General features: G+C 58.7%; 15 protein-coding genes and 1 pseudogene. 6 read left to right on the top strand and 10 right to left on the bottom strand.

Features of this window, described 5'->3' with window-relative positions:
• Window positions 1-3 precede the first annotated feature (3 nt).
• The 3 genes from SCM96_04520 to SCM96_04510 form a co-directional block, all read right to left on the bottom strand.
• Window positions 4-1818: a M20/M25/M40 family metallo-hydrolase gene (locus tag SCM96_04520; GenBank protein MDW7759886.1), complete on the bottom strand. Its 1815-nt coding sequence runs from the start codon at window positions 1816-1818 to the stop codon at window positions 4-6.
• A gap of 91 nt (window positions 1819-1909) precedes the next feature.
• Entirely contained in the window at window positions 1910-4309 is a 2400-nt protein-coding gene (locus tag SCM96_04515; protein MDW7759885.1) for an alpha-L-arabinofuranosidase C-terminal domain-containing protein, read from the bottom strand.
• A gap of 265 nt (window positions 4310-4574) precedes the next feature.
• Complete coding sequence (locus tag SCM96_04510) at window positions 4575-7013, bottom strand: glycoside hydrolase family 127 protein (protein MDW7759884.1); 2439 nt, start codon at window positions 7011-7013, stop codon at window positions 4575-4577.
• Between the two features lie 223 nt (window positions 7014-7236).
• On the opposite strand from SCM96_04510, the gene SCM96_04505 reads away from it, so the two are divergent.
• Both SCM96_04505 and SCM96_04500 read left to right on the top strand, forming a co-directional pair.
• Window positions 7237-9078 (top strand): glycoside hydrolase family 2 TIM barrel-domain containing protein, encoded by a 1842-nt coding sequence (locus tag SCM96_04505; protein MDW7759883.1) that lies wholly within the window; start codon window positions 7237-7239, stop codon window positions 9076-9078.
• Window positions 9079-9160: 82 nt separating this feature from the next.
• Window positions 9161-10240, top strand: a complete 1080-nt coding sequence (locus tag SCM96_04500) for a M14 family metallopeptidase (protein ID MDW7759882.1) — start codon at window positions 9161-9163, stop codon at window positions 10238-10240.
• A gap of 16 nt (window positions 10241-10256) precedes the next feature.
• Here SCM96_04500 and SCM96_04495 read toward each other — a convergent pair whose 3' ends face one another.
• Together SCM96_04495 and SCM96_04490 are read right to left on the bottom strand one after the other, a co-directional pair.
• Entirely contained in the window at window positions 10257-11810 is a 1554-nt protein-coding gene (locus SCM96_04495) for a M20/M25/M40 family metallo-hydrolase (GenBank protein MDW7759881.1), read from the bottom strand.
• 35 nt (window positions 11811-11845) lie between these two features.
• Window positions 11846-13594, bottom strand: a complete 1749-nt coding sequence (locus SCM96_04490; protein MDW7759880.1) for a M20/M25/M40 family metallo-hydrolase — start codon at window positions 13592-13594, stop codon at window positions 11846-11848.
• Between the two features lie 187 nt (window positions 13595-13781).
• Between SCM96_04490 and SCM96_04485 the strand changes: the two genes are divergently transcribed.
• Together SCM96_04485 and SCM96_04480 are read left to right on the top strand one after the other, a co-directional pair.
• The gene (locus SCM96_04485) at window positions 13782-15146 is read left to right on the top strand and encodes a M24 family metallopeptidase (GenBank protein MDW7759879.1); all 1365 of its coding nucleotides are present in this window, start codon (window positions 13782-13784) and stop codon (window positions 15144-15146) included.
• 118 nt (window positions 15147-15264) lie between these two features.
• Window positions 15265-16959 (top strand): alpha/beta hydrolase-fold protein, encoded by a 1695-nt coding sequence (locus tag SCM96_04480; GenBank protein MDW7759878.1) that lies wholly within the window; start codon window positions 15265-15267, stop codon window positions 16957-16959.
• A gap of 9 nt (window positions 16960-16968) precedes the next feature.
• On the opposite strand, the gene SCM96_04475 is transcribed toward SCM96_04480, so the two are convergent.
• On the bottom strand, window positions 16969-18333 hold the full coding sequence (locus tag SCM96_04475) for a M24 family metallopeptidase (protein ID MDW7759877.1): 1365 nt from the start codon (window positions 18331-18333) through the stop codon (window positions 16969-16971).
• 87 nt (window positions 18334-18420) lie between these two features.
• Between SCM96_04475 and SCM96_04470 the strand changes: the two genes are divergently transcribed.
• Window positions 18421-20121 carry a M14 family zinc carboxypeptidase gene (locus SCM96_04470; protein MDW7759876.1) on the top strand — a complete coding sequence of 567 codons (1701 nt, stop codon included), beginning with the start codon at window positions 18421-18423 and terminating at the stop codon, window positions 20119-20121.
• Between the two features lie 106 nt (window positions 20122-20227).
• Here the strand turns inward: SCM96_04470 and SCM96_04465 are convergent.
• Window positions 20228-20356 (bottom strand): annotated as a pseudogene (locus SCM96_04465) (transposase).
• A gap of 110 nt (window positions 20357-20466) precedes the next feature.
• Window positions 20467-21627 carry a Xaa-Pro peptidase family protein gene (locus SCM96_04460; protein MDW7759875.1) on the bottom strand — a complete coding sequence of 387 codons (1161 nt, stop codon included), beginning with the start codon at window positions 21625-21627 and terminating at the stop codon, window positions 20467-20469.
• Between SCM96_04460 and SCM96_04455 the strand changes: the two genes are divergently transcribed.
• Complete coding sequence (locus SCM96_04455) at window positions 21626-21910, top strand: hypothetical protein (GenBank protein ID MDW7759874.1); 285 nt, start codon at window positions 21626-21628, stop codon at window positions 21908-21910. The genes SCM96_04460 and SCM96_04455 overlap by 2 nt on opposite strands.
• Before the next feature lie 50 nt (window positions 21911-21960).
• On the opposite strand, the gene SCM96_04450 is transcribed toward SCM96_04455, so the two are convergent.
• Both SCM96_04450 and SCM96_04445 read right to left on the bottom strand, forming a co-directional pair.
• The gene (locus SCM96_04450) at window positions 21961-23373 is read right to left on the bottom strand and encodes a M24 family metallopeptidase (GenBank protein MDW7759873.1); all 1413 of its coding nucleotides are present in this window, start codon (window positions 23371-23373) and stop codon (window positions 21961-21963) included.
• A 144-nt stretch (window positions 23374-23517) separates the two neighbouring features.
• Window positions 23518-25272, bottom strand: a complete 1755-nt coding sequence (locus SCM96_04445; GenBank protein MDW7759872.1) for an alpha/beta hydrolase-fold protein — start codon at window positions 25270-25272, stop codon at window positions 23518-23520.
• Window positions 25273-25459 lie beyond the last annotated feature (187 nt).

Below are 25459 nucleotides of genomic sequence, written 5' to 3'. Positions count from 1 at the left end.
ATCTTATTTATCGGCCAGCATGTAGGCCGTCGCGTAGACGAGGCGCGAGACCCGGGCGATCAGCTCGCCGGTCACCTTCTCCACGGAATCGCTCGTCTGGTGATAATCCGAGGTCATGGCCGTGATGGCGAACATCCAGGGCACGTTGACGGCGGCGAAGGAGGAGTGGTCGCTTCCGCCCATGCCGCGCCCGCCCTCACTGGAGGCCTCGCGCAGGAAGACTTCGAGTCCCACATAATTGTTGACCGTCCGGAAAATGTCCGCGAAGCCGCCCTCCTGAGAGAAGGAGATCGGCAGGAAATCGGCGACCTTGATCGTCTTCAGGACGTCCTCGCCGCCCGGGAAACTGAACATCCGGGCCATGCGTCCAAAAGTTTCGGCATCGTAGGGACGGCTGATCATGTCCATGTTGAGGTAGGCCACGGTCTTTTCGATGGGGAAGGCCGGATTGCGCACGTAATAGCGGGAGCCGAGAAGTCCGCTCTCTTCTCCGGTCCAGAGGGCGAAGACCACCGTCCGCTTGGGCTTTTTGGGATTGAGGGCCATGGCCCGGGCGATGTTGAGCACGCCGACCGAGCCGGATCCGTTGTCGTCGGCGCCGTTGAAGACATAATCCTCCCAGGCGCCGAGGTGGTCGTAATGGGCACCGATGACGACGACTTCGTCCTTGAGCGCGGGGTCCGATCCTTCGATATAGCCGATGACGTTCGAACAGCGGACGAACGAGGCATCGACCTTGTTTTCGATGGTGACGCGCGTCCCCGGAAGGCCCATCGAGGCGGACTTTCCGGTCGATTCGATCTTCTTTTGAAGGTCATCGATCTTCAACCCGGCGCCGTCCAGGATGGCGTCGGCCATTTCCCGGCTGATCGTGATCGTGGGCGAGCCCTCCCAGGGCATCGTTCCCGCGGAACCGGGGATCAGCAGCCTCCGCCTTTCACGCTTGATGATGGGGCGCGAGTCGTCGACCGGACGGGGCCGGGACATGCTGTTGAACATCTGGGAGTCGGAGATCGTGTTTTGAACCTGAAGGATGGCCGCCGGTCCGAGCTTGGCGATCTCGCGAGCCTTGTTGAACCCGCCGCCGCCCCGCATCATGGGCGATTGAGCCGGAAAATACTTGTCCTTGAGCTCTTTTTTCTGGAAGGGCGAGGCCGGATTGTCCTTGCCGGGCGCTTCGGTGAAGATCAGGACGATCTTCCCTTTGACGTCGAGGCCCCGGAAATCGTCGTAGCCGATCTCCTTTTCCGTGATTCCGTAGCCGGCAAAAACGACGGGCGCCGTGATCGAGCCGGCCGTCGAGGACATGCTGGTGAAGTCGACGCCCTGATGGAATTCCCGCGTGGCCAGCGTATCACCCTTGCGGATTTCAAGACCGATCCGGGCGGAGGGATTCGTGATCTGCTTGAGGGCGAACTCCTGGAGATAGCCTTTCTGAGCGGACGCGGCCGGTCCGGCCGGCGCCATCGCTCCCATGCCGCGCCCGGCGCCCGACATCGGAAGCGGATCGCCCGCCGGCTTGATGTTCCAGAGCGCCATCAGAGAGGCGGCATAATCCGCCGCCAGGCGGTAGCCGCGCGTCCCGACCTCGCGGCCTTCGAGAAGATCGGAGGCGATATAGTTCAGCATGGCCAGGGAATCCTTGGCCGTGATGGAATCGAATCCGGGTTTCATGGCCTCGGGCGGCGCCTGGACTTTTTCAACCCGGACGAGGTTCTTCAGGATATCCTCGGGTTTGGGCGGGGCCGGAGTCTGGGCCAGGGCGAAAACGAAAACACAGGAAAGAAGGATTGCGGCGATGACGGATTTTTTCTTCAAGACGTCCTCCTGGGAGAATGATGGCCCGCGGGCGGGCGGAATTTAACCATAAGATGATTTAGACGTAAAACGCCCCTCTTTTCTTCCCTTATCAATTCCCGATTTCCATCGTAAAGAGCGAGATGCTCATGGGCGGAACGTCGAGTCTCCCGCCGAAGGGCGCGGAAGGCGTCTCGCGGATTTCGACTTCGGGCGGCAGGCCCGGAACGTTCTTGGCCTTCGGATCCGTCCCCTCGATGCGGAAAAGCCGGGCCCGGCGCGGCGTCTTGAGTCCGGCGAGGTCGAGCGTCAGCCCCTGCTCCGTCCGGGTCGGGTTGACGATCCCCACGGTGAACGTCCGGCCGTCCTCGCTCCATGCGGCCATGACGTCGAGGGGTTCGGGAGCGCCCTCGACGGCGACGGGGATCGTCCCGAAGTGCCTGCGGTAGAGTTTGAGGACAAGTCCGGTCGTTTCGAAGGCGGCTTCCGTCTTGCTCGTTTTGATCGCGCCGATGACGTTGACGGTCTGAGCGTAGTTGGCCATGAAGATGATGTCGCTCTGCCGGGCGTATTCGTGGAGGCCGGCCGCGATGCCCAGGGCGTCCTGGAGGAAATACTGGGTTCCCAGTTCGCCGTAGATGTAGGGGCCGTACCAGTAGTTCCACTCATCGAGGGCGATCCGGATGTCCCGGCCTTCGAGCGCCGGAATGGTCTCGCGATACTCGCGGTGGGCCTCGGCGATCCGCCGGACGTTGAAGGGGATCTGTGACACGTGGGACAACAGACCCGGCTTCTCGGCGCAGTAGAAGTGTTCGCTGATGAGATCCATGTGATCGGCGCATTCGGCCATCATGGTGCGGCTCCAGTTCCCGACGGCACCGACGGCGATGAGCCGAACATCCGGATCCGCGGCCCGCATGGCCTCGGCGAAGGCGTTGTGCTTCCTGACATAGTCGGCAAGCGGCATGTGACCGAGCTGCCACGAGCCGTACATCTCGTTGCCCACGGCCCACCAGATGCATTTCCAGGGTTCGAGGCGGCCGTTTGCAGTCCGGACCCGGCCCATCGGCGTGTCGGGGGCTCCGTTGACGTATTCGACCTGCTCGACGGCCATGCGGACATCGCCGAGACCGGTATTGACCGCGATGAAGGGCTCGGCCTCGACCAGACGGCAGAAGTCCATGAACTCGTGGATGCCGACGTCGTTGTGCTCAACGCCGAGCCAGGCCGGGTTTTTGCGCGGCGGCCGCTTGTCGCGGTCGCCGATTCCGTCACGCCAGTCGTAGCCGCTGACGAAATTGCCGCCCGGCCAGCGGTAGACGGGTGAGTCGAGCTCTCGGAGAAGCGCCAGGGTGTCGGGGCGGAAACCTTCGACGTTGTCGGCCGGCATGAGCGAGGCCGTTCCGATCCGGAGGCTGCCGCGGCCGGATGCCGCGATCTCGAGCCGGGCCTCGTTCGAGGAGGCCCCCGCCGTGAACACCAGCGGGAAAGTCCCGAAATCGGTCCCGACCTCATCGACGGTCATTGTTTGGCGGCCGGACTCGCCCTCGCCCCAGACGAAGCTTATGCGCACGGGACCTGTCTGCGGAGTTCCGGCCAGGACGACCCGTCCCTCGTAGGATTTTCCGGCAACGACTCCAAGACCCGTCTGGACGATCCCGGCCTCGACACCATTGAGCGTGATTCGGGGCGTGTGGACGCCGACGAAAGGCTTCGCCGTATCCATCGATACGGACGCGGCCTCCCCCAGCGGCTTCCAGGGCGAATCGGCGGCGCCGACGGCGTCAAAGAACTTCCGGTCCTCGAGCATTTCGGCCCAGATGCCGCCGTAGATGCAGCGCCCGAGGTGCTCGATGAACTGGCCGTAGATGTAAGGCGAAATGGGATGCAGGCGGCGGTCGGCGTCGATCCGGACTTCGGGTTTGACCTCACGCGCCTCCAGGAGATCGAGGCGGATGTCGTCAAACCAGGCCGCGCCCGCGGCCCGGCCCCAGCCTCCGAAGAGGCAGTTGACCTGGAGGGCGTCGTTGGCGCCGGCGTCGAATTCGAAAACGACCTCGGTCCAATCCGCGGTGCCGGTGACGGCTTCCGTGCGCCAACCCGAAACACCATGAATGTTGAGCAGGGCGCCGGCTCCGCCGTCGACGCTTCGGACATCCTCTGTCTTGATCCAGCCGCTCAGTCGGTAGCGGGCGAAGGGGCGGACGGGAACGACGGCCGTCCAGGCCAGATCGCCTCCCGTTTCGGAGGAAATCATGATGCTTCGTTCTCCCGTGCGGGCGACATCGTCGACGCGGAATTCGCCGTCCTTGCGCCAGACTGCGCTCTTCCAGCCGCGCGGCAGGTTGCCGTCCATCTCCTCGAAGGAGGGATTCGGGATGAACTGCGTCACGCCGGCCAATGGATCGTCCGCCGCGGGACGGGACGGGCCGCAGGCTGTGACGAGGCACAAGACGGCCAGGACCGTTGCCACAATCGCTTTTTCGACTATCGATTTCTTTCGCTTGACCATAACCCCTCCTCCTTATCTATTTTGGAGACGATGTTAATGCTTCCCCATTGTCTAAGGGGGGTGCCCGGCTCCGGGACCGTGCGCGAGTCGAGGTTACCGTTTCGACAAGGAAACGGCCTGCGAAGGCGTAGCATGCCTACGTCGAGCAGGCTGCGACAAAGTCGGAATGGTGAGATCGGCTCGCCCGTAGGGTGAAAATGCTGAAATGAGAGAAAGATTGAAAAATTCAGCATTTTCACGCACGGTCCCGGAGCAAGACGTAACCCTATTTGATCGTCCATTCCTGTATACCGGCCGACCATTCCTCCTGAAGCTGAACCTCCAGGCGCAGGCCGGTCGTCCGGACGGGCGCGAAGCTCACCGTATTGTAGGCATTGAGGACAACGCCGTACTCATCCCCGGTTTCCACCGGAAGCCACCGGCCGCCGGATCTGTAGAGCAGCCGCCAGGAGGCGGGGACGCGGCACTGCCCGGCACCCGTGTCATCGAACCAGTAAACCGAGGATTCGGAGACGCGAACGGGAGCCTTGAAGGAGTATTCGATCCACTCGAGTGTTCCCTTTTTGGGCCACCAGTGCATGTAGCCGGCGGCATCGCCGGAAGATTCGGGTTCGTATTGATCGTTGACGTTCTGAGGCCTGACGGCGCCTTCGGACGCCTTGACTTCGGCCATCGAGGCCGGGCCGGGTTCACGGACAGGCCGGGCTCGGGCCGGATCCCGGGCAAGCCAGACGGCCATCTCACCCTTGCCCCTGTTCGCCCAGGCGTAATACGGAATCAGAGTCAGGATTTCCGAAGCCGTCTCCAGGCGGCCGGATTTTTCCGAAAGCGCCTCGGCTTCGGCCGTGATGACCGTAATCCCATTCAGGAGTCCGGGCCGGTGCTCGACCCGAAGATCAGAGGCGTCGGGCAGCACGAACTGATGGACCCGGCCGTCGTTGTCGGGCCATTCGGCGCAGTAAACGAGAGGACCGCGCTCGACGGCCACGCGGCCGCGGTTCACCTCGACGGCCTCGTGGGACAGGACACGGCGCGGCGCCATGGGCAGGCTGATCTCGACGCGATCGCCGTCGCGCCAGGTCCGGCGCAGGGAGACATAGCCGTTCCGGATGTCGAGGGCCGCCTCTTCGCCGTTGACCTTGACGACGGGCCGCTTTTCGGTTCGATCCAGGTAGGTGTAGAGATCCGAAGGAATGGGCTGTTCGACGGCCCAGCCCGGAATGCGGACGTGAAGCGTGAAGGCCGCGGGCTTTTCGGGCCGGACATCGACGGTCACGTCGCCCGTCCAGGGATAATCGGTCGTCTGATTCAGAGTGACCCCGGTTTTCCCGACCGTCGCCCGGGCCGATCCCTGAACGTACAGATTGACGAAAAGACCGTCCTTGGAAACGACATAGGCGTATTCGGGAACGGAGGCCAGAATGCGGGCCACATTGGGAGGACAGCAGGCGCAGGGGAACCACGGTGTCCGCTCATGCTGGCCGAAGGAGGCGAGGGGATTGGGATAGAAAAACTTGTCGCCGCTCAGGGAGATGCCCGATAGCAGCCCGTTGTAGAGGATGCGCTCCATGACGTCGGCATACTTGCCGTCCGCCTTGAGCAGGAACATCCGGTGGTTCCAGAGGAAGGTCGCGATCGCCGCGCAGGTTTCGGCATAGGCGCTGACATTGGGAAGCCGGTAGGCCGGGCCGTATCCCTCCCAGGATCCGGCCGCGCCGATGCCGCCGGTGAGGTAGATCTTCGTGCCGATGACGTCGTCCCAGATGCGGTCGAGGGCCGCGATATAGGCTTGGTCGCCCGTCAGAGCGGCGATATCGGCCATGGCCGTGTACATGTAGTTGGCGCGGACGGCGTGGCCGACGGCCGTGTCCTGCTCGGTGACGGGCTTGTGGTCCTGGGAATATTCTCCGTAGAGTTTGCGGCCGCTATCCGTCCGGCCGCGCACATCGAGGAAGAACTTGGCCAGGTCGAGATAGCGGGCATCGCCCGTGATCCGATAGAGCTTGACGAGACCGATTTCGATTTCCTGGTGCCCCGGCGGATCCTGCCGTTTTCCGGGTCCGAATTCGGCCAGAATGAGTTCGGCGTTCTTGAGAGCGATGTCGAGGAGGTTGCGTTTGCCCGTAGCCTCGTAGTAGGCCGCGGCCGCCTCGTAGAAATGGCCGGGATTGTAGAGTTCGTGGCTCATGTAGAGGTTGGCCCATCGTTCGTCGCCCATCCAGTCGACGGGCGGGGGGCCGCCGATCGTCCGGGCGCTATAGAGATACCCGTCCGGTTCCTGGGCGGCGGCGATCTTCTCGGCCAGGCCGTCGATGTAGGCTTCAAGTTCAGGATCGCGCTCGAGTGACAGCGCATAGGCCGCGGCCTCGATGACCTTGAAGACGTCGGAGTCGTCGAAGGGGAAGCGCGTGCAGAACTCCCCGCCGGTTTCACCCTGGAGCGCTTCCGCGGCGAGCTCGAAGTTGCGGATGCGCCCGGTCTCCTCGCTCTGGCGGAAGTTGTGGGGAATGGTGACCGTGCGGTTCGTCTCCAGGCGCGGCGCCCAGAAATCGTCCTCAAAGTGGACGTCGGTGAAAGAGACGGGCTTATGGGGATAATCCGAAGCGGCCTTCGGCCCGCAGGCCGGAACGACGACCAAGGCGGCGGTGACGGCCGTGATCAGAAGGAATCCCCGGACGGTGTTTTTTCGGAAGAGACGGGTCATGGACGGACCTCCTCATGAATGATTCACCATCAATATATTTGATATCTCCCTCCCCCGCAACCCTTTCCGCTCAGACTGCCGGAAATGATTGATAACAATAAAAATGACTGTTTTTCAGCTGCTTGGACTGCCGAAAGTTATTGAAAAGAAAGGTCTGTGTGTTGGCTTGCGCGGGATGATGCGTTAGAATAAGCCTGTTCGCAATTCAGGTCCGGGAGGTCTCATGTCAACATCCCATCAGTTCGCCGCTGTTTTCACGCTGTTTCTTATTCTTAACGCAGGCACCGCCTGCAAGTCCCCCGAACCGCCTCCGGCCTGGAGTCCCGCCGAGGGGCGCATCATGACGCGCTGGGCGGCCGACGTCGATCCCGTCCTCCCTCATCCCGATTATCCCCGCCCCCAGATGGTCCGCAACGATTGGATGAACCTCAACGGCCTCTGGGAATACGCCATCCGTCCGGCCGGCGATCCGGAACCCGAAGCCTACGACGGGCACATCCTCGTCCCCTTTCCCGTCGAGTCCGCACTCTCCGGCGTTAAAAAGGCCGTCGGCCCCGACAACCGGCTCTGGTACCGCCGGACCTTCCGCCTCCCAAAAGGCTGGGATGCTAAAAGAATTCTCATCAACTTCGAGGCCGTGGACTGGGAAACGCGCGTCTCGGTAAACGGCATCGACATCGGGACCCACCGCGGCGGATACAACCCCTTTTCCTTCGACGTCACGGATGCGCTCAGGAAACGTGGAGAACAGACTCTCGTTCTTTCCGTCTGGGATCCCGTGGATGCGGGAACACAGCCCCGCGGCAAACAGGTCCGGGAGCCCCGGAGCATCTGGTACACGTCGGTCACGGGCATCTGGGCCACAGTCTGGATCGAACCGGTCGACCCGGAACACATCCGCTCCCTTCGCATCATCCCCGACATCGACGCGGAAGAAGTCCGCATTCAGGTTGAGGCCGCAGGAGGAGAACGCGTCAAGATCGCCATCCTCAGCGAGGGCGTCACAGCAGGCAATGCCCAGGGCCGGCCCGGCGACATCGTCGCTCTGGCCGTTCCCGACCCGAAGCTCTGGTCTCCCGAAAGCCCCTTTCTCTATGACCTCTCCGTCGAACTTCTCGATGCGAACGGCCACACGCTGGACCGCATCACCTCCTATTTCGGCATGCGGAAAACATCCCTCGGCCGCGACGAGGCCGGACGCACACGCCTATTCCTGAACAACGCGCCCCTCTTCCAGTTCGGACCGCTCGACCAGGGCTGGTGGCCGGACGGACTCTACGCGGCCCCGACCGACGAGGCGCTCCAATACGACATCGAGGCGCTCAAGGATCTCGGCTTCAACATGATGCGCAAACACGTCAAGGTGGAGCCCCGGCGCTTCTACACCATGTGCGACCGGCTCGGGCTTCTCGTCTGGCAGGACATGCCGAACGGCGACGCCTTCATCGGATCCAAGGATCCCGATCTCGTCCGCAGCGAGGAGTCGGCCCGGCAATTCGAAGCCGAATTCGCGTCCGTCATCAAGACGCTCATCAATCACCCCAGCATCGTGATGTGGGTGCCCTTCAATGAAGGCTGGGGTCAGTACGACACGGCCCGCATCACGGACTGGGTGAAGATCCTCGACCCGACGCGCCTCGTCAATTCCGCAAGCGGCTGGACCGACCGCGGCACGGGCGACGTCAACGACATCCACCGCTATCCCGGCCCCGATGCGCCGCCCAACGAACCCGGCCGGGCGGCCGTGCTCGGCGAGTTCGGCGGCCTGGGCCTTCCCGTTTCCGGACACACTTGGCAGGACGAGAAGAACTGGGGCTACCGGAGCTATACAAACACCGAGGAACTGACGGCCGCCTACATCGATCTCATCGCCAAACTCAAGCCTTTCATCCGGAACGGCCTGTCCGCCGCCGTCTACACCCAGACGACGGACGTCGAAATCGAAGTCAACGGTCTGCTGACCTACGACCGCGCTATCGTCAAAATGGACCGCGAGGCCGCCACGGCAGCAAACCGCTCGGTCTACGCCGCCGCGCCGGCCGGCAAGGCGCAGGACTTGCCGTGACGCCGGGACGCCGCGTCCCGGCATACGGATAACCGCCGTCCGGCCGAAGGAACGGCCGCCCGGCCCTGGGGAGGAGACAGCGATGAAGACATTTTATCGAGTGTTTGCAGGAATCGGGATTTTTGCCCTGGCCGCCGCTTTATCGGCCTCACCCGCCGCTCCGAACAAGCCCCGCGATCCTTTTATTTTCGGAGACCAAACCGTTTTGCCCGGCGAGGCGGCCTCGGGCTTTCTCGAGGTTCCGCCCGGAGACACCGACCCGGCGACCCGTATTCCGGTGACCGTCCTCCACGGCCGGAATCCCGGTCCGGCCCTCGCCCTCGTGACCGGTGTCCACGCCTACGAATACCCGCCCATTCTCGCCCTCTACCGGATCCGGGACATGCTCCGCGGCGAGGAACTCTCCGGTACGCTGATCATCGTCCACGTCGCCAACCTGCCGGGCTTCCAGAAACGGATCATCTATTACAACCCCTACGACTGGAAGAATCTCAATCGGGTTTTCCCAGGTGATCCGAAGGGCTCCCAGAGCCAGAGAATCGCCCATGTCCTGAACACCGAGGTCATCCAAAAATGCGACGCCCTGATCGACATGCACTGCGGCGACGGCAACGAGGCTCTCATCCCCTACACCTACTGGATGATCGGACCCGACCCGGCCGTCAGCGAAAAGGCCCGGGACATGGCTCTGGCCTTCGGTATCCCGACCATCATCATCGACGACTCCCGCACCCAGGACCTCAAGGACTCGAAATACCTGGGGAACACAGCACTTCTCCAGGGCAAGCCGGCTATCACCACGGAATGGGGGTATCTGGGCCGGACTGACGAGATCGCCGTCCGGAGGAACGTCGACGGCGTCCTCAGCGTCATGCGCCTTCTCCACATGATCGACGGCGACCCCGACATGGTCGGGCATCCCGTCTGGATCGACAAGTACGAAGTCGTTTATTCGAAATGGGACGGCCTGTTTTTCCCTGAAGTCGAAATGGGGCAATATGTCGCGGCCGGCCAGCCCGTCGGATATATCACCGACTACTTCGGAGATCGCATCGAAACCCTGACGGCACCCTTCGAAGGCATTATGCTCTACATCATCAACACACCGCCCGCCAACGCGGGCGAACCGCTCTTTGAAGTCGGACAAGTCAAGAGAGACTGATAGACAAGCGCAGCGATCAGCGCCTCACGGGGTACTTGCGCGGGGCCGGCAGAGGTTTGCGTGGTAGCATCTCCTCTCTCATGGCCGTGTGATAGACAAAACTCGCAATAATCACCGCCGACTGGATCAAGTCTTCGGGGATGAGGTGGTCGACGACATCCATGTTCGTATGGTGAATCCGTGTGCCGTAATGGATGGGATCCTGGATCCACTGGAAACTGGGCAGCCCGACCAGGTCCAGGGCGCCGTGATCGGAACCCATCGTCGAAAGGTTAACAACCTGGGTCATTCCCAGGTCATGAAACGGCCTCATCCATTTCTCGAAAATCGGCCGGATCTGGATGTTGTTCTGTGTCCTGATACCACGGATCCGCCCCGTGCCGTTGTCATAATTGAAATATGCGGAAAGCTTGGCATGGCCCGGCTTCAGGGTCATCGTCTCCACTTCCCCGAAGTGCTCGGCGACGTAGGCCTTGGAACCCAGCCAGCCTTTCTCCTCGGCACTCCACAGGACGATCCGGATCGTGCGGCGCGGCTTGACACCCAACTTCTTCAGGATGCGGACGGCTTCCATGTTAACGACACAGCCTGCGGCATTGTCGGCGGCGCCTGTTCCCGGGCTCCAGGAATCGAGGTGCCCACCCAACATGACGATTTCGTCCTTCTTGTCCGTACCCGGAATTTCCGCAACGACATTGTAGCCGTTGAGATCGTCGTCATAGAACTCGGTCCGGACCTCGACGATCATTTCGCAGGATTCCCGATGCTCCGTGACAAGCCTGTGGATGAGATTGTAATGCTCGGTGGCGAGGATGATTTCGGGCAAGGGTCGCGGTCGTTCGGGGTTGATGGCCTGCCGGATGCCGAAGGCGCGGACCGTCCCATAATCACGCGTCCCGGGAGAACTCGGGCGGACCAGGACGCCAATCTCTTCCTCCCTGAAGAAATCCTCCAGGTCATCGATGAAACCCCGAACATAATCGGCATCGACCGGCGATTCATCCGGAATGGGATAACGGTCCATGTTCTTCAATTCTTCGTCGTCGAATCTTCGGGCATCCGGCGTGAAGTGCGGCGGCGTCGGCCGCGGCGGCATGTAAAGAACGACGGCATTCTTGAGCCGGCCCCGATATTTCTCCATGTCGGCATGCGTCTTGATGTCGACAAACACCGGGGCACCGGTGACGGGCCCCCGGGTGCTCGATCCCCATTCCACGGAGATGGCGATGAGCGGCTGGTAGTGTGGGCGGAGCAGGTGAGCGGAAATGTATTGAGGCGCCCAACCGACGCCGAAATGGTAGGGTTCCAAACGGACATTCTGAAGTCCCCATTCCTTCAGCTTGTCCAACACCCAATGCGAGGCCCGGGTCATGGCGGGCGAACCCGTCGGGCGAGGTCCAATGACATCGCATAAGTAACCGGCAAGCTTCATCACCTGGGAGTTCTTGATGCCTTCATGCCGGATCTTGGCGACCATGGCCAGATCGGGTTCATCCTGGACGGCGAAAGAAAAGGCCGCGCAAAAAATTGCGGCGGCTGCAGCGATCCCAATGAAACGCCTGTTTTTCATGACATTCCTCCTTTTCACTCCAAGCCTCGGCCTTCTCACCATTGAAACGGCAAAATCTGTGTCGGCGAATCCCGCCAGGCCGGACGGTCCGCGGCCTCGCCGATCGTGAAGGCGAGCAGGTAAGCGAGACGGACGATCCGGCTCATCTTGGTTTTATTCATTTTGTCCACGGTATCCCCGGGCTGGTGCAGTTCCCGGTGCCCGCCTGTATAAAAGAAAACGGCCGGAATTTTTTTCAGACAGAAGAAATAATGATCGCTGTTGCCGAGCATGGGAAAGGACGGGAGAGGAACGACCTGAAGGCCGCTGTGATCGCGGCCCAACTGAACGGACATGTCCTCAAGAGACGGCGCCGGGGACGACGTGAAGACCATGAGCGTCTTCTCCGGGAGATCTTCGAGGCCGTCGAGTATCGCAAGATCGATGTTGAAATCCCTTGCCGTTTCCTTGACGACACTGAGAGGCGTGTCCCTGGAAATCATGTCAAGATTGACGTTGGCCACAATATTTTCCAGGGGAATTGTGGGGAACCGCACGAAATAGCCGCTGCCGACGAGCCCCTTTTCCTCGCCCGTCCAGTGTGCAAAAAGAACGGACCTTTTAGGTTTCACGGGATTCCGGGCGAGGGCCTTGGCGATCTGCAGGACGCCCACCGATCCGGATCCATTGTCGTCCGAACCGTTAAAAACATATCCCTGGGGATTCATCCCGACGTGGTCCAGATGGGCGCCGATGACCACGAACTCGTTTTTCAATTCGGGATCGGAACCCTCGATCATACCCAGGAGGTTGGCCGTCAGGGAAGGCGTTTGCCGGACATCGAGATCGATGTCTATGGTTACGCCAGGAAAGTTCAGGGAATTCGGCCGGATCCGGGAATCGATTGAGTTTTTCGATTCGACGAATGATCGTCCGGACGATGAAAAAATCGCCTCCGCCACCTCAGGGGAGGCCCAAAACGACGGCACCATGGGATCGACAAGAGACAGTGCGGGGGAAAAAACGCTTTTTCCGGCCGAGCGGATGCGATCGCCCCGGATATATCCGTGAGGGCTCACGGCACGGCCACGGGATTCGTCGATGATGATGAGAGCCAGGGCACCCTTCCTCGCCAGAAGACGGGCGCAGTTTTCCGCGGGCGTGCGCCGGCCGGCGAACCGAGCCCGGTTCTCGGGCCGGTTGAAGACGGTGTCCGCGTCCGGGCCACCCGGTTTCCCCGCCGCGACGACGACGATTTTTCCCTTGACGTCGATATTCGCGAAATCGTCATACCCGACATCCGGAGCCGAGAGTCCGTAGCCCGCGAAAACAACCGGCCCCACAATCGTCCCCGCAAAATCAGCTCCGTTACTGCAAGAAAAATCCGTGTCAACAAAAAATTTGCGGGCGATTCCGCCCGATCGGACCTCCATGAATGTGTCTTTTCCATATTCCTTGATGACGACAGGTATTTTTTGCTCATAGGACCGGGAGGAGCCGGCCGGGTCGCCCGCCGGCTGAACACCCCAGGTTTTATAGAGGCTTTGAATGTACAGCTTGGCGATTGTCAGACCCTTGCTCGGAGTGTCGCGTCCCTCAAGTTCGTCCGCGGCAATAAACTCCAAATAGCTCACCGAATCCTCAGGACGAATGCTTTCATATCCTTCTCTCATCTTCTCCGGAACGCTTTGCGCTTGCGACCCGGCGTCGGCGGAGCCCACGGCCGGGAGGGACAGGCTGCAAAAGACCAGGATGATCACAAGGTAATAGAAAGAAGAACGGCGGATGAAAATACCGGGTTTCATGAAACACCTCTTTTTAATTGATCAATCATAAATATTCTATTAAAATATATTAGAAGTGCAAACACATTTTTTCGATTCTTTTTATTGATTTATTATGAATGACTTAAAGAGTAGATGGGGAACGGCTCCCAAAGCCCCGCCGGTTAGCCGGGCAAAGAATGGAAATCATAAGGAAAGGAAATCAACAATGAGACGATCTTTTGCAATCGGTCTGTCGTTCGTTTTTCTTGTGGCGGCCGGGGTTCCGCCCCCCCCTCTTCACGCCCAATTCGGTTTCCGGCACACGAATGTGGAGTTGCGGGACATTATCCGCAAGGACAAGCTCGACCTGTATCTTCTCCCCCTCATGCAGGAATATGACATCGACTGCTGGGTGACACTGACACGGGACCCGAACGACGATATGACCAATGTCGTCTGGGACAGAAAAATTCAACTCGATCCCATCGTCGAATACATCGGAGGCGAAGATGTCACGGTCCCGGCGGCCTTCATTTTCACGCGGGACGGAGGCAGGACGGCCATTGCCGCCACCGGTGACCGGGAGGCCATCATGGAGACCGGAATCTACTCGGAAGTCCTCGTTTATACCTTTAATCGGGAGAAAGCCTTCAGCGAATTCCAGGACCTCCTCGGCGCAAAACTGAATGGACTGAATCCCCGCAACATCGCCCTCAACTATTCTCTGGACGAAGGCGTCGCGGACGGCCTGACACTCGGCATGAAGATGATCTTCGATGCGGCTGTGGGCCCGGAATTGTCCCGACGAGTGGTCTCCGCCGAAAAGATCATCATCTCCCTCTGGAACAGAAAAACGCCCGCGGAAATCCAATTGATCACGAAATCGGCCCGAAGATCCGCAGCCATCACGGAAGACGCCCTGCGCATGGTTGTCCCCGGTGTGACCACGGCGCGGGGGATTTTCGATTACATCCGGCAAAGAGGAGCGGAAGAAGGCCTCGAGCCGGGATGGCAGGAATACTGGAGCCCGACCGTGACCGTGGGGGCTTTCCGTCTGGGGAAACCGCCCCGGGACAAGGTCGTGGAAAGAGGTGACTTGATCGTCATCAACTCCGGTTTTCTCGTTGAAGGGCACATGGCCGACATCAATAAAATGGCCTATGTCCTCAGGGAAGGCGAAGACGCCCCTCCTTCGATGATCCAAAAGATTTTCGATACAGGACTGCGGGCCACGGAGGCGGCGGTCTCACTTATCCGCCCCGGCGCGACCGGCGTGGATATAGATCGCGCGGCCCGCGACATCGTGGTCGGTGCCGGATTCAAGGAGTATGGGCACGCGACCGGTCACACCACGGGAGTTTGGGTTCACGGGCTGGGCGCCATTCTGGGTCCTCCCTGGAAGGCCTACGGAGAGAAAATTTCCATGACCCTCCAGAAGAACGATATCTACGCCATCGAACCGAGTGTCACTGTCTTTTCCAAGGAACACGGAGGAAATCTCCGCGTCCATTTTCAGGAAATGGTCATCGTCGAGGAGAACGGCGCCCGGTATCTCACCCCGCCGGTCAAAGAACTGATGCTGATCCGTTAGGCGCCGCCGGCCTGAGAACCCCCGAAAACCGTTGAAAACACACAAATCCATATATGAAGATGGAGGAGGTCCAGTGAAAAAAAGGCGACAACTTCTCATTTCAGGATTATCATTTTTCATGCTGTTCATGTCTCTCGGCACAATCTCCATAGCGGAAACACTCCGCTTTGCCGTGTCTTTTCCATCGGAGCAAAGTCAAAAGGCCTTGGAGGGACGCATCCTTCTCATGATTTCGGATGACGAAATCCGGGAGCCCCGCTTTCTCATCACGCGGGGCCCCGACTCACAGCTTGTCTTCGGCATCGAGGTCGAGGAACTGGAACCCGGAGAAAACGCAGTGATCGGCAAGGAGGTTTTCGGCTATCCTCTGGACAGTCTGTCCGAAATCCCTCCGGGTGAATATTGGGTCCAGGGTCTGCTCAATCGCTACGAGACATTCCATCGCTCCGACGGTCACACGGTCAAGCTTGCCCCGGACAAGGGTGAGGGTCAGCGATGGAACAGCAAGCCGGGCAACCTCTACAGCAAGCCGGAGAAATTCTGGATTGATCCCCGGGAAGACAAAGTCATAGAGATTTCTCTCGATCGGCAAATCCCGCCCATCCCTGATCCCCCCGACACAAAATACATCAGGCACGTCAGGATCCAGAGTCGGCTTCTTACGGAGTTCTGGGGCCGGCCGATGTTTTTGGGCGCCAACGTTCTCCTTCCCGAGGGGTTCGACGAACATCCCGAGGCCCGCTATCCCCTGATCATCAACCACGGCCATTTCCCCTACACATTCGGAGGCTTTCGGGAGACGCCCCCGGATCCCGACCTCGAGCCCGAATACAGTTCCCGCTTCAATTTGCCTGACTACAACATCACCGTCCAGGAATACGCATATAAGTTCTACCAGTACTGGACCGCGCCCGACACCCCACGGATGATTATTATGGAAATCCAACACGCCAACCCCTTCTACGACTCCTCCTATGCCGTAAATTCGGCCAACGTCGGCCCTTACGGCGACGCCATTACCTACGAGCTCATTCCTTATGTCGAGAAGACGTTCCGCGGCCTCGGCCAGGGCTGGTCGCGTTTTCTCTATGGCGGATCGACCGGGGGCTGGCAATCGCTCGCCGCCCAGGTCTTCTACCCCGAAGACTACAACGGCTGTTATGCCGCCTGCCCTGACCCCATCGATTTCCGGGCCTACACGTCCGTAAATATCTACAAAAACAAAAATGCCTACTACTTGGACACTCCTTGGAAACAGACCCCGAGACCCCGGGGACGCAATTTTTTAGGGGAGATCTTGTTTACCCTCAAAGAAGCTTGCCACCTGGAACTTGTCCTCGGGAGCAAAGGGCGCTCGGGAGGCCAACAGGATATCTGGGAGGCCACATTCGGCCCGGTCGGCGATGACGGATATCCACGGCCGATCTGGGACAGAATGACCGGAGCCATCAACCCTGAGGTCGCAAAATACTGGCGAGACAATTATGACCTCAGATATCTCTTGGAAAAGAATTGGAAGACGATCGGTCCCAAGCTAAAGGGGAAGATCCATATCTACGTCGGCGACATGGACAATTACTATCTCAACAATGCCGTGTATTTCATGGAAGAGTTCTTGGAGAAGACGACAGAACCTCACTACGGCGGGGAAATCGACTATGGCGACAGGCAAGAACACTGCTGGAACGGCGACCACGAACTGCCGAACGCCATCTCGCGGCTGAGATACCACCAGATGTTCATTCCGAAGATCCTCGACCGCATCCTCAAGACAGCCCCGCCGAGCGCCGATACGACAAGCTGGAGGTATTGACTTTCGGCGTCAGTGGATCAGGTAATATTTTTTCGGGTAGCCGTCAAGCCATCGGCATCCGTCCTTCGTGAACACGGCGCCCTCTTCGAGCCCGATGGAGACCCGGGCGTTGTCCCATTCGGGGATCACATGGGAAACGCTCAGCTCGATCGCGTAACACGTGTTTTCATGAAGAGGATAGTCGCCCCTCACGGGAACTCCTTCCTGTGACTCCGTCCTTCCCATTGTCGTGCCCGCGGCGTGTCCGTGGATGCCGAGGGGGTGGGTGTAGATCCGCCCCTCGATCCCTTCGGCCCCTGCTTTTTTCAAGGCCGCAAGCAAGACCTCGTTCCCGGTCCGGCCCGCCCGGAATTCATCCATAAAGATCTCCTGGAGCCTATTGCCGCGCCGGAGAAGCTCCCGGAGCCCAGCGGGAACGTCCGTTTCCCCGAGGCGAAGGACATAGGCGTTGTGCTGGGCGTCGGTCGAAAGGCCCAGGTAGGAAATGCCGACATCGCAGTGAAGAATGTCCCCCCGTCTTATCGTTCTGTCGCCTTTGCCGTACCGGGCTTCGTCCCGCGGCGACCTCCGGATACTCACGGACGGTTGAAACCAGGTCCCCAGCCCAAGACCCGTGATCCTGTCCCGGATCCACCAGACAACATCGTCCGTCGTCGTGACGTCGGGAATGATGACCCTATTGGAATAGAATTCGGCGATGATGTCGTGGGCGATGCCCTGGATGTGGCGGTAGACGCTGATTTCCATGGGGCTGCGGGTTTCGAGCCAGCCGACGCAAAGCATCTCGGCGGAAACGATCCTTTCCCTGTAAACCGGGTCAAGAACCTTTTCGAGCTCTTTCATCAGCCCTACCGTCAAACCATCGCCGAATTGCCAGTGTTCGGAAAAATTGAGGCCGATCCGGCGGGGATCATACTTCTTAATATATGCGGCGACGGTTTCAAACTGGCCCTTCCAGCCCTTGGAGCGGTCGGTGAAGATCGGCTCGTAGAGGGGGCCCGAGCTCCCTGTGCCGTGCCAGTTGGCGGTCAGCCTCTTGACGCCTTCGGCTCCGCGGTCGTGAAAAATGAGGATCGAAAGCCGGCGGGCGTTCATGTTCGGCCGGGAAATCATCGACAGGTAAACGGGATCCTCGTTATATTCGCGGTTGATGATCAACCAGAGGTCGATGCCTTCCCGTTTCATGATCTCGGGAACGATGTTGTCCAAACGCCATTCCAGCCACGCGTTCATAACCTCGGCCCGGGCTTTTTCCGGAAGAATATTCTCGATGTCCCGGACATCGCTCATGTTCCAATTCCGAGCGGCGGAAAGACCCGCGGCCAGCCCGAATACACAACCCAGAAGGACAATCCAGTATAGCGGCTTTCTCATGACCATCTCCCTCCTATAAAAAAAACCTGCTTGATATTTTTTTCTATGATATATTTAACTCAAAGCCAAGTCAAGGAGTGGACCCTCATGAAAAAACATTTCGTTATCTTATTTGTCATGGCCGCGGCCCTGACCGTCGGCTTTGTCCTGGATGTCGCCGCCCAAGAAATCTACTGGGGAGATTCCGTGCCTGAAGGGTGGGCCGGAACATGGCCGGCCAAGGACTTGACTATCCCTGAGAAGACGAACTTCGAGCGGACCAGTTCCTCCACCGAGGTCCTCGAATTCATAAACGCCCTCCGGTGGAACAGTGAACATGTCCATGTCTTTAACGTGTACACGAGCCCTATGCGGCGCAACTGCCCGGCCGTCGTCTTGGCCAAGCCCAGGGTCACGACCCCGGAAGAAGCCAAGAAATCCGGAAAAACCGTCGTCTACTTCCAGGGAAACATCCACCCCTACGAGGCCGAAGCCAAGGAGGCGCTCCTGATGATCATGCGCGAGATCCTCTTCGGCCGGATGTCACATCTTCTGGACAACCTGGTCATCATCGTCGTCCCCAACTTCAATGTCGACGGCAACGAAATCCTGAACCTGAACCACGGGACACCCCATCTCCTCGGGGTGAACAGCAACTCCCAAAACCTTAACCTCAATCGGGACGCGGTCAAGGTGGATACTATCGAAATCATGGGACTTTATCGAACGATTTTCAACCGCTGGGACCCCATTCTGATCTATGACGGTCACGCCATGGGCCGGGTTCAGCACGGCTACGCCATGGGCTATGCCACGTGCACCGTGCCGACCGCCCATCCCGGTCCGCGCAATTATGTCTTCGACACGCTGTTCCCGGCCGTCCGCGAATCCGCGCGCAGAAACTTCGGCCTTGAGATGTTCACGCATTGCGGTTTCGATCAGGAATGGCCGCCGAAGATTTGGTCGCATCTTGAGGGCTGGTGGTCGAACGAGGCGAAGTTTGTAGCCAACGCCTACGGCCTGCGGAACCGGATGACCATCCTGGCCGAATCACCCGGCCACGAATCCTTCGAACGCAAAATCTATGCCCACTTCGCCTTTGTCGCCGAGATCCTGGAGTTCGCACGCGCCCATGGCCGGCAAATGCAGGACATTTGCCGCAGCGCGGACCGTGACGTTGTTGAAGCTGTGAAAGCCAAGGCCGAGAGCGGGAGTCTCGAGAATTATGTGGCCGGAGAATATCAATCGTACGGAAAGGTCGATGTGCTGGCCTACAGGGAAAGGAATGTCTCGGATTACGTCCCGGGAACAAGCGTCCGGGCGAAGATCCCTGCCCACATGCTGGGACCGCCGGAAGTCGTCAAGGGGCTCGATTTCATGGCCAAGCCGGTCGGCACGGCCAAAGCGAAAATGCCGCGGGGCTACCTGATTCCGGCCGAATTGGAATTCGTCGTCGAGAAGCTTCGGACCCACAACATTCAAATCGATGTCCTGGAGAAACCGGTCAAGGTATCGGGCGAAGAGTTTGTCGTTGACCGGATCGTCCAAAGGCCCGGAGGCCAGAGGCAAGAAGCACCGTTCAGCCTGAAGGGAGGCTTCGCCCCGTCGCCGGTCAAGGAGTTCCCCGCGGGGACTTTCCGGGTCGACATGGCCCAGCCCAACGCCAACACGGCCTTCTACTGCCTGGAACCCCAGGCCGCCGACGGTTTCGTCGGCTGGGGCGTCCTGGACGAACACCTCAGATCGCTCGGCGCGGACCGGCGCAGCGTCGTCTACCCAATCTACAAGTATTTCAAGATCCTGGAATGACCCGGCTCATCGGCAAGACCTGAAGTCCTGCCCATCGCCTCGCAGGGCAAATATCGGCAAAGTGTCTACAGGCCTTGCGCCGCCTGGGAAGCCTCCTTCTCGCAGACTTCTTCTTCCAGCGATAGAACGTGACCTCGGAGATCTCCATCTTCCGGATGATCGCCGCAACCGGCGTCCCGCTCGCCGCTTGGTGAAGGGCAAAGACGATCTGTGCCTCCGTGAACTTCTTCTTCATCCCGAACTCCTTTCCGAATGCCCGGTTTTATCAAACCGTTGCATCCTGAAGAGGCCAAGATCCGGAGGGCAGAACAGAAACGCATATTTATGAACCGGATGAAGGTTTTTTCAAGCGAATGGCTTATCAATTGCTGGACTCGGCTGGGAAAACCAGCGCGGGCCGTCCTGAGTAATGTAAATGCAGTCCTCAAGCCGGACGCCGAACTCACCGGGAAGCACGAGCATGGGCTCGTTGCTGAAACACATACCCGGTTCCATGGGCCGCTTGTTTCCTTTGACCAAATTGATCCACTCATGCCCATCCAACCCGATTCCGTGCCCGGTGCGGTGAGGGCAGCCGGGGAGCTTGTATCCGCCGGGAAAGCCGTAATCGGCGTAGACTTGACGGGCGGCACGATCGACATCCTCGCAGGGAACCCCCGGCCCGGCCGCGGCGAAGGCCGCCGCCTGGGCTTTTTTCATCAGGTTCCACATTTCGCTCTGCCGGACGGAAGGATCGCCGAAGACGATGGTCCGGCTGATATCCGAACGGTATCCATCGACTCCGCATCCTCCGTCCATCAGGATGATGTCCCCTTCCTTGACTTCAATCCGCTTGATGCTGCCGTGGGGATTGGCGGAAGCCTCGGCAATTTGAGCCCCGATTCCCCCCTGAACGCCGAGTGCGGCATGCGCCCGCGTGGAGATCTCCCGGATGTCACTCCCGGTCATTCCCGCCTCGATTTTGGCCACGGTCGCTTTATAGGCTTCAATCGTGATGTCGACCGCTTTCTGCATGAGGGCCAGTTCGGCCGGAGACTTGATCACACGGCATTCGATCGTGACGGGATCGGCGCTGACGTATTCGAAATGAGGCGCTTCCCGACGGATGTTGTCATAGAGAAAGAAGCGAACCCGTTCTTCTATCCCGATTTTCCCGGTCAGGAGGCCGCGGTCCCGGAAGACTTGGGCCACCCGGCGGGCCGGGCTTTCTTCTTCTTCACAAGTTCGGATATCCTCCCCGAAACGGATGAGTTCCCGGGCGCGGTCTTCCTCGAACGCGGGACAGACCCAGGCGATGTCCCCTTTGGCGGGGATGACCACAGCGAACATGCGCTCACTGGTTCCCCATCTCACACCTGTAAAGTAGAACATCCCGCTTCCACCTTCGAGATAGATCGCATCGATTCCGTTCTCGATCATCAGGCGGCGAGCTTTCTCGATCCGCTGCATCCGTTCATCATCGCTGATCGGCACGATATCTCCGGTCATGGGTTTCAAGAGGTCCATGGGATCTACACCTGGACCGGATTTATTTTGCGGCGTGCATCCCGAAGACAGAACCGCAGCCCCAGAGAACAGGCCCGACCATTTCAAAAAATCGCGCCGTCTTAAAGACATGAAAATCCTCCAAAATCTTGAGATTTCCGGCCGCTTCACCAACAACTTCGGTGAACAGCAGGACTCCATTTATATGATGTGCCCGTGGGCAAACATATCGGGTTGGAATCGGCAGCAAATCCAATCGTTGCAAAAATCCATCGGTTCACTTAAGGCTTCATATTTGACATGATTCAGGAATAAAAATCCCTCGACGTGCATCAGGGGTAACCTCCCCGCCTCTCAGTGTATCAGGTAGAAGGTCGTTGGGTATCCGTCGACCCAGCGGCAGACTCCGTTCGCGAAAACCATCTCTTCCTCGAGTCCCAAAGACACCTTCGCGCCTCCCCACTCGGGCACCGCGACCGTCACACTGAGTTCGCTGGAATAGACGGTGTTCGGAAATAGGGGATGCTCGCCCGTTCCGGGAACAAAGTCCTGTTTCTCCGACATGCCGATCATCATGCCCGATCCGTGGCCGTGAAAACCGATGGGGTGGGTGTAGATCCGGGTTTCGATGCCCTCGCCTTTCGCCTTCCGGAGCGCCGCACGGAGAATCTCATTTCCGGTGCGGCCTTCCTTCATTTCGTCCATAAGGATCTTCTGCACGCGGTTGCCCTTTTTCAGCAGGGCCTTCAGACCCTCGGGCGCGTCCGTCTCGCCGATACGCAGGACATAGGCGTTGTGCTGCTGGTCGGTCTTAAGACCCAGGTAGTCGATCCCGACGTCGCAGTGGAGGAGATCTCCGCGCCGGATAACCCTGTCGTCCGAGCCGTATTTCTTCTGATCGGCCGGCGAACGCCGGATGCTGACCGAAGGATGGAACCAGGTTTCCAGGCCCAGGTCGGTGATCCTTTGCCTGATCCACCAGCAGACATCGTCGGTAGTGGTGACATCGGGAGTGATGACCTTGTTCGAGAAAAACTCGGCGATGAGATCGTGACCGATGCCGCAGAGGTGGCGGTAGAGGCTCAGCTCTTGCGGGCTGCGTGTTTCGAGCCAGCCGATGCAGACCTTCTCGGCCGAAACGAGTCTCTTCTTGTGTTCCGGATCCAAGGCCTGCTCCAGCTTTGTCTTGTTGAACGCGGTCAGTGCAGTGCCGTGGGAAAAATCGTCGTGGTAGTCCCAGTGTTCGGCGGTGTTGATCCCAATGCGCTTCGGGTCGTGTTTCCGGATGTAGTCGGCCACGGCGTCGAACTGAGCGTTTGCACCCCGCTCCCGGTATTCGGTCGTGAAAATGTTTGTGTACATGGGACCGGCGCTTCCGGTGCCGTGCCAGTTGGCTGTCAGCTTCTTGAGCCCTTCCGTCGGGTGGTCGTGAAAGAGAAGGATGGACATTCTTCGGGCGGTCAACTGGGGTTTAGGAACGAGGGTCATATAAACGGGGTCTTCCTGGTATTCGAAGCAGATAACAAGCCAGAGATCGATATTTTCCCGGCGGAGAATTTCGGGTAGAATGTTGTCCAGCCGCCATTCGAGGATTTGATTAAAGACCTCGGCCCGCTGTCTTTCGGGCAGGATGTTGTCGATATCCCGGACATGGGACATGGACCAATCAAGGCTCTGGGGATCGGCGCCGGGATCAGCCGGGAGGATAATCCCCCCCAGGAAGAGGCCGGCGGCGAGGATGAATGTGAAGACGCGCGGTGTTTTCATTACAATCTCCTTTCGAATTTAATTTTTCCGGCATCGGCCGAACTTAGTGTTGCGGTATATTGATGATAATAACATGCGACGACAATCTCACGGATACTCAGATGCATTTTCAGATTCGTTCTCAGTTTTCTGGCGAAACAGACATCAATAGCGCCAGCTTTTCGTATCGGCTTCCGGCGGGGCTGTCTTGAGCATGCGTTCGACCATCTTGGGCGCAAACATCTGCTGGTACCTCAACCGCGAGATTGCGTTCGGCCTGTCCTGATCTCCGTTCCAGCAGTGTTCCTGTCTGTCGCCATAGTCGATTTCGCCTGCGTAATAAGGGTCCTTTGTGCTTTCCAGAAATTCTTCTGCCCAATAGACAGCGTTGTTGAGGTACCAATTGTCCATGTCTCCGACATAGATATGGATTTTTCCTTCCAACTTTGGTCCGAGTGTCTCCCAATCCCTCTGCATGATATGGACAAGATCATAGTTCTCGCGCCAATATTCGGCCACATCATGGTCGATCTCTCCAGTAAGCTTGTCCCATATCGGCATGGGGTATCCGTCCTCCCCGACCGGGGAATAGACGGCATTGTAGATGTCCCAGGTCCCTCCGGATCGGCTCTTTGTCCCGAGCACAAGCTCCAGATGATTTCCCTCCTCTGTGGTGAAACTGACTTCGCCGAGATAGTTCCGGTTTCCGGGAGTCGGCGTCTTCTTCCAAGGACTGTCTGCGAAGTAGGCATTTCTATGCTCATAGATGTTGACGATGAAGAAGGAGCGAAAGCTTATTGAATCGGGACAGGCGGCGAAACACCCGTTGTATTCTTCGGGATAGAAGACCTGGGAGGCAAGAGCTTCCCAGCCCCCCGTGGAGCCGCCGTAGAGGAAACGTGCCCAGCCTTCTCCAATCCCTCGGAACTTTTTCTCGATATAGGGGATCAATTCATAATTGATCGCATCCCCGTAAGGGCCTTGATTAACGGAATTGACCGCATAGGAGTCATCGAAGAAAGGCGTTGGGTGCTGAATGGAAATGATAATCATTCGTGGAGTGTCCGGTGCCGTCCAGTACCGATAGAATTTGTAGGCATATTCTTGAACCGTTCGGTTGTATCCTTCCCATTGAAACCTTTCGTTGTAAATAGGCTCAAGATCCGGATCCGGAGGAACCTCGCGCCAGGGAAGGGGGTCGATAGGCGATAAGGGGAAATGGCCGTGGTTGACCACAAGAGGATAGCGGGCTTCGGGATGCTCATCGAACCCCTCAGGCAAAAGGATATTGGCGCCGAGATAGGTGGGTCTGCCCCAGAATTCCGTTAACAACTCACTCTGGATCTTGACATGCTTGACATACTTGGAGTCGACCTGTTCGGGGAGGGGAGGAATTATTTGGTCAAGAGCAATTCGGATCGTCTCAGTTTTCCCAGAGTTCACTCGGAACTTCCGGGGGATACTGTAGAAATTCCCGGGTTTTCGGTTCCACTTCTGTCCTTCACCCATATCCGGAGGCAGTTTGAGGGTGTGACCGTCAGCCCTTCGGAATGTCTCATAGCGGTTGAGGAGGGCCTGAACCCAGTAGTCACCGGGAGGGATGTCAGCGATGCTTCGGAGCGGATAGCCGAATGCGGCGCTGTCTATGACGGCTTCTTCTCCGGGCTTGAGGGCCTCGACATCGATTCCAAAAATTAATTGCGTGTCGGAACTTGTACCGATCTGAAAACGGGGCTCGCGGCCTCCGTCGCTCGAGACCATCACCAAGATCCGTCCATCGAGGGTTTCTTGGCTCTGTTCTCCCGTGAAATACACCCGAAAGACTGTCTCGCCCGTCCCGTTTCCTTCAAAGAACCGGCAGGCGGTGAACAAAGAAAACAGGAAGAAGATGAGGATGGAGATGAAAAGGGATTTTTTCATCATGGGAACGGCCCTCCTTTTTTTAATTATGATACGACCTCATAGACAGCCTGAGCTCATTTCATTAATGTTTTGCGGTGTACATAAATAATTATTGCTTGATATTTTTTAATATGATATATTTTTGTCAGGGCCTCGTCAATGAAAATAACAGCTTTCATTGTTTACCCTAAGTCTCCATTCATGA

It is taken from the genome of Acidobacteriota bacterium, from assembly GCA_033549365.1.
GTDB lineage: Bacteria > Acidobacteriota > Aminicenantia > Aminicenantales > Saccharicenantaceae > JAWSUF01.
The sequence above is the reverse complement of the archived record's forward strand: the minus strand, read 5'-3'. Positions and strand labels throughout refer to the sequence as shown.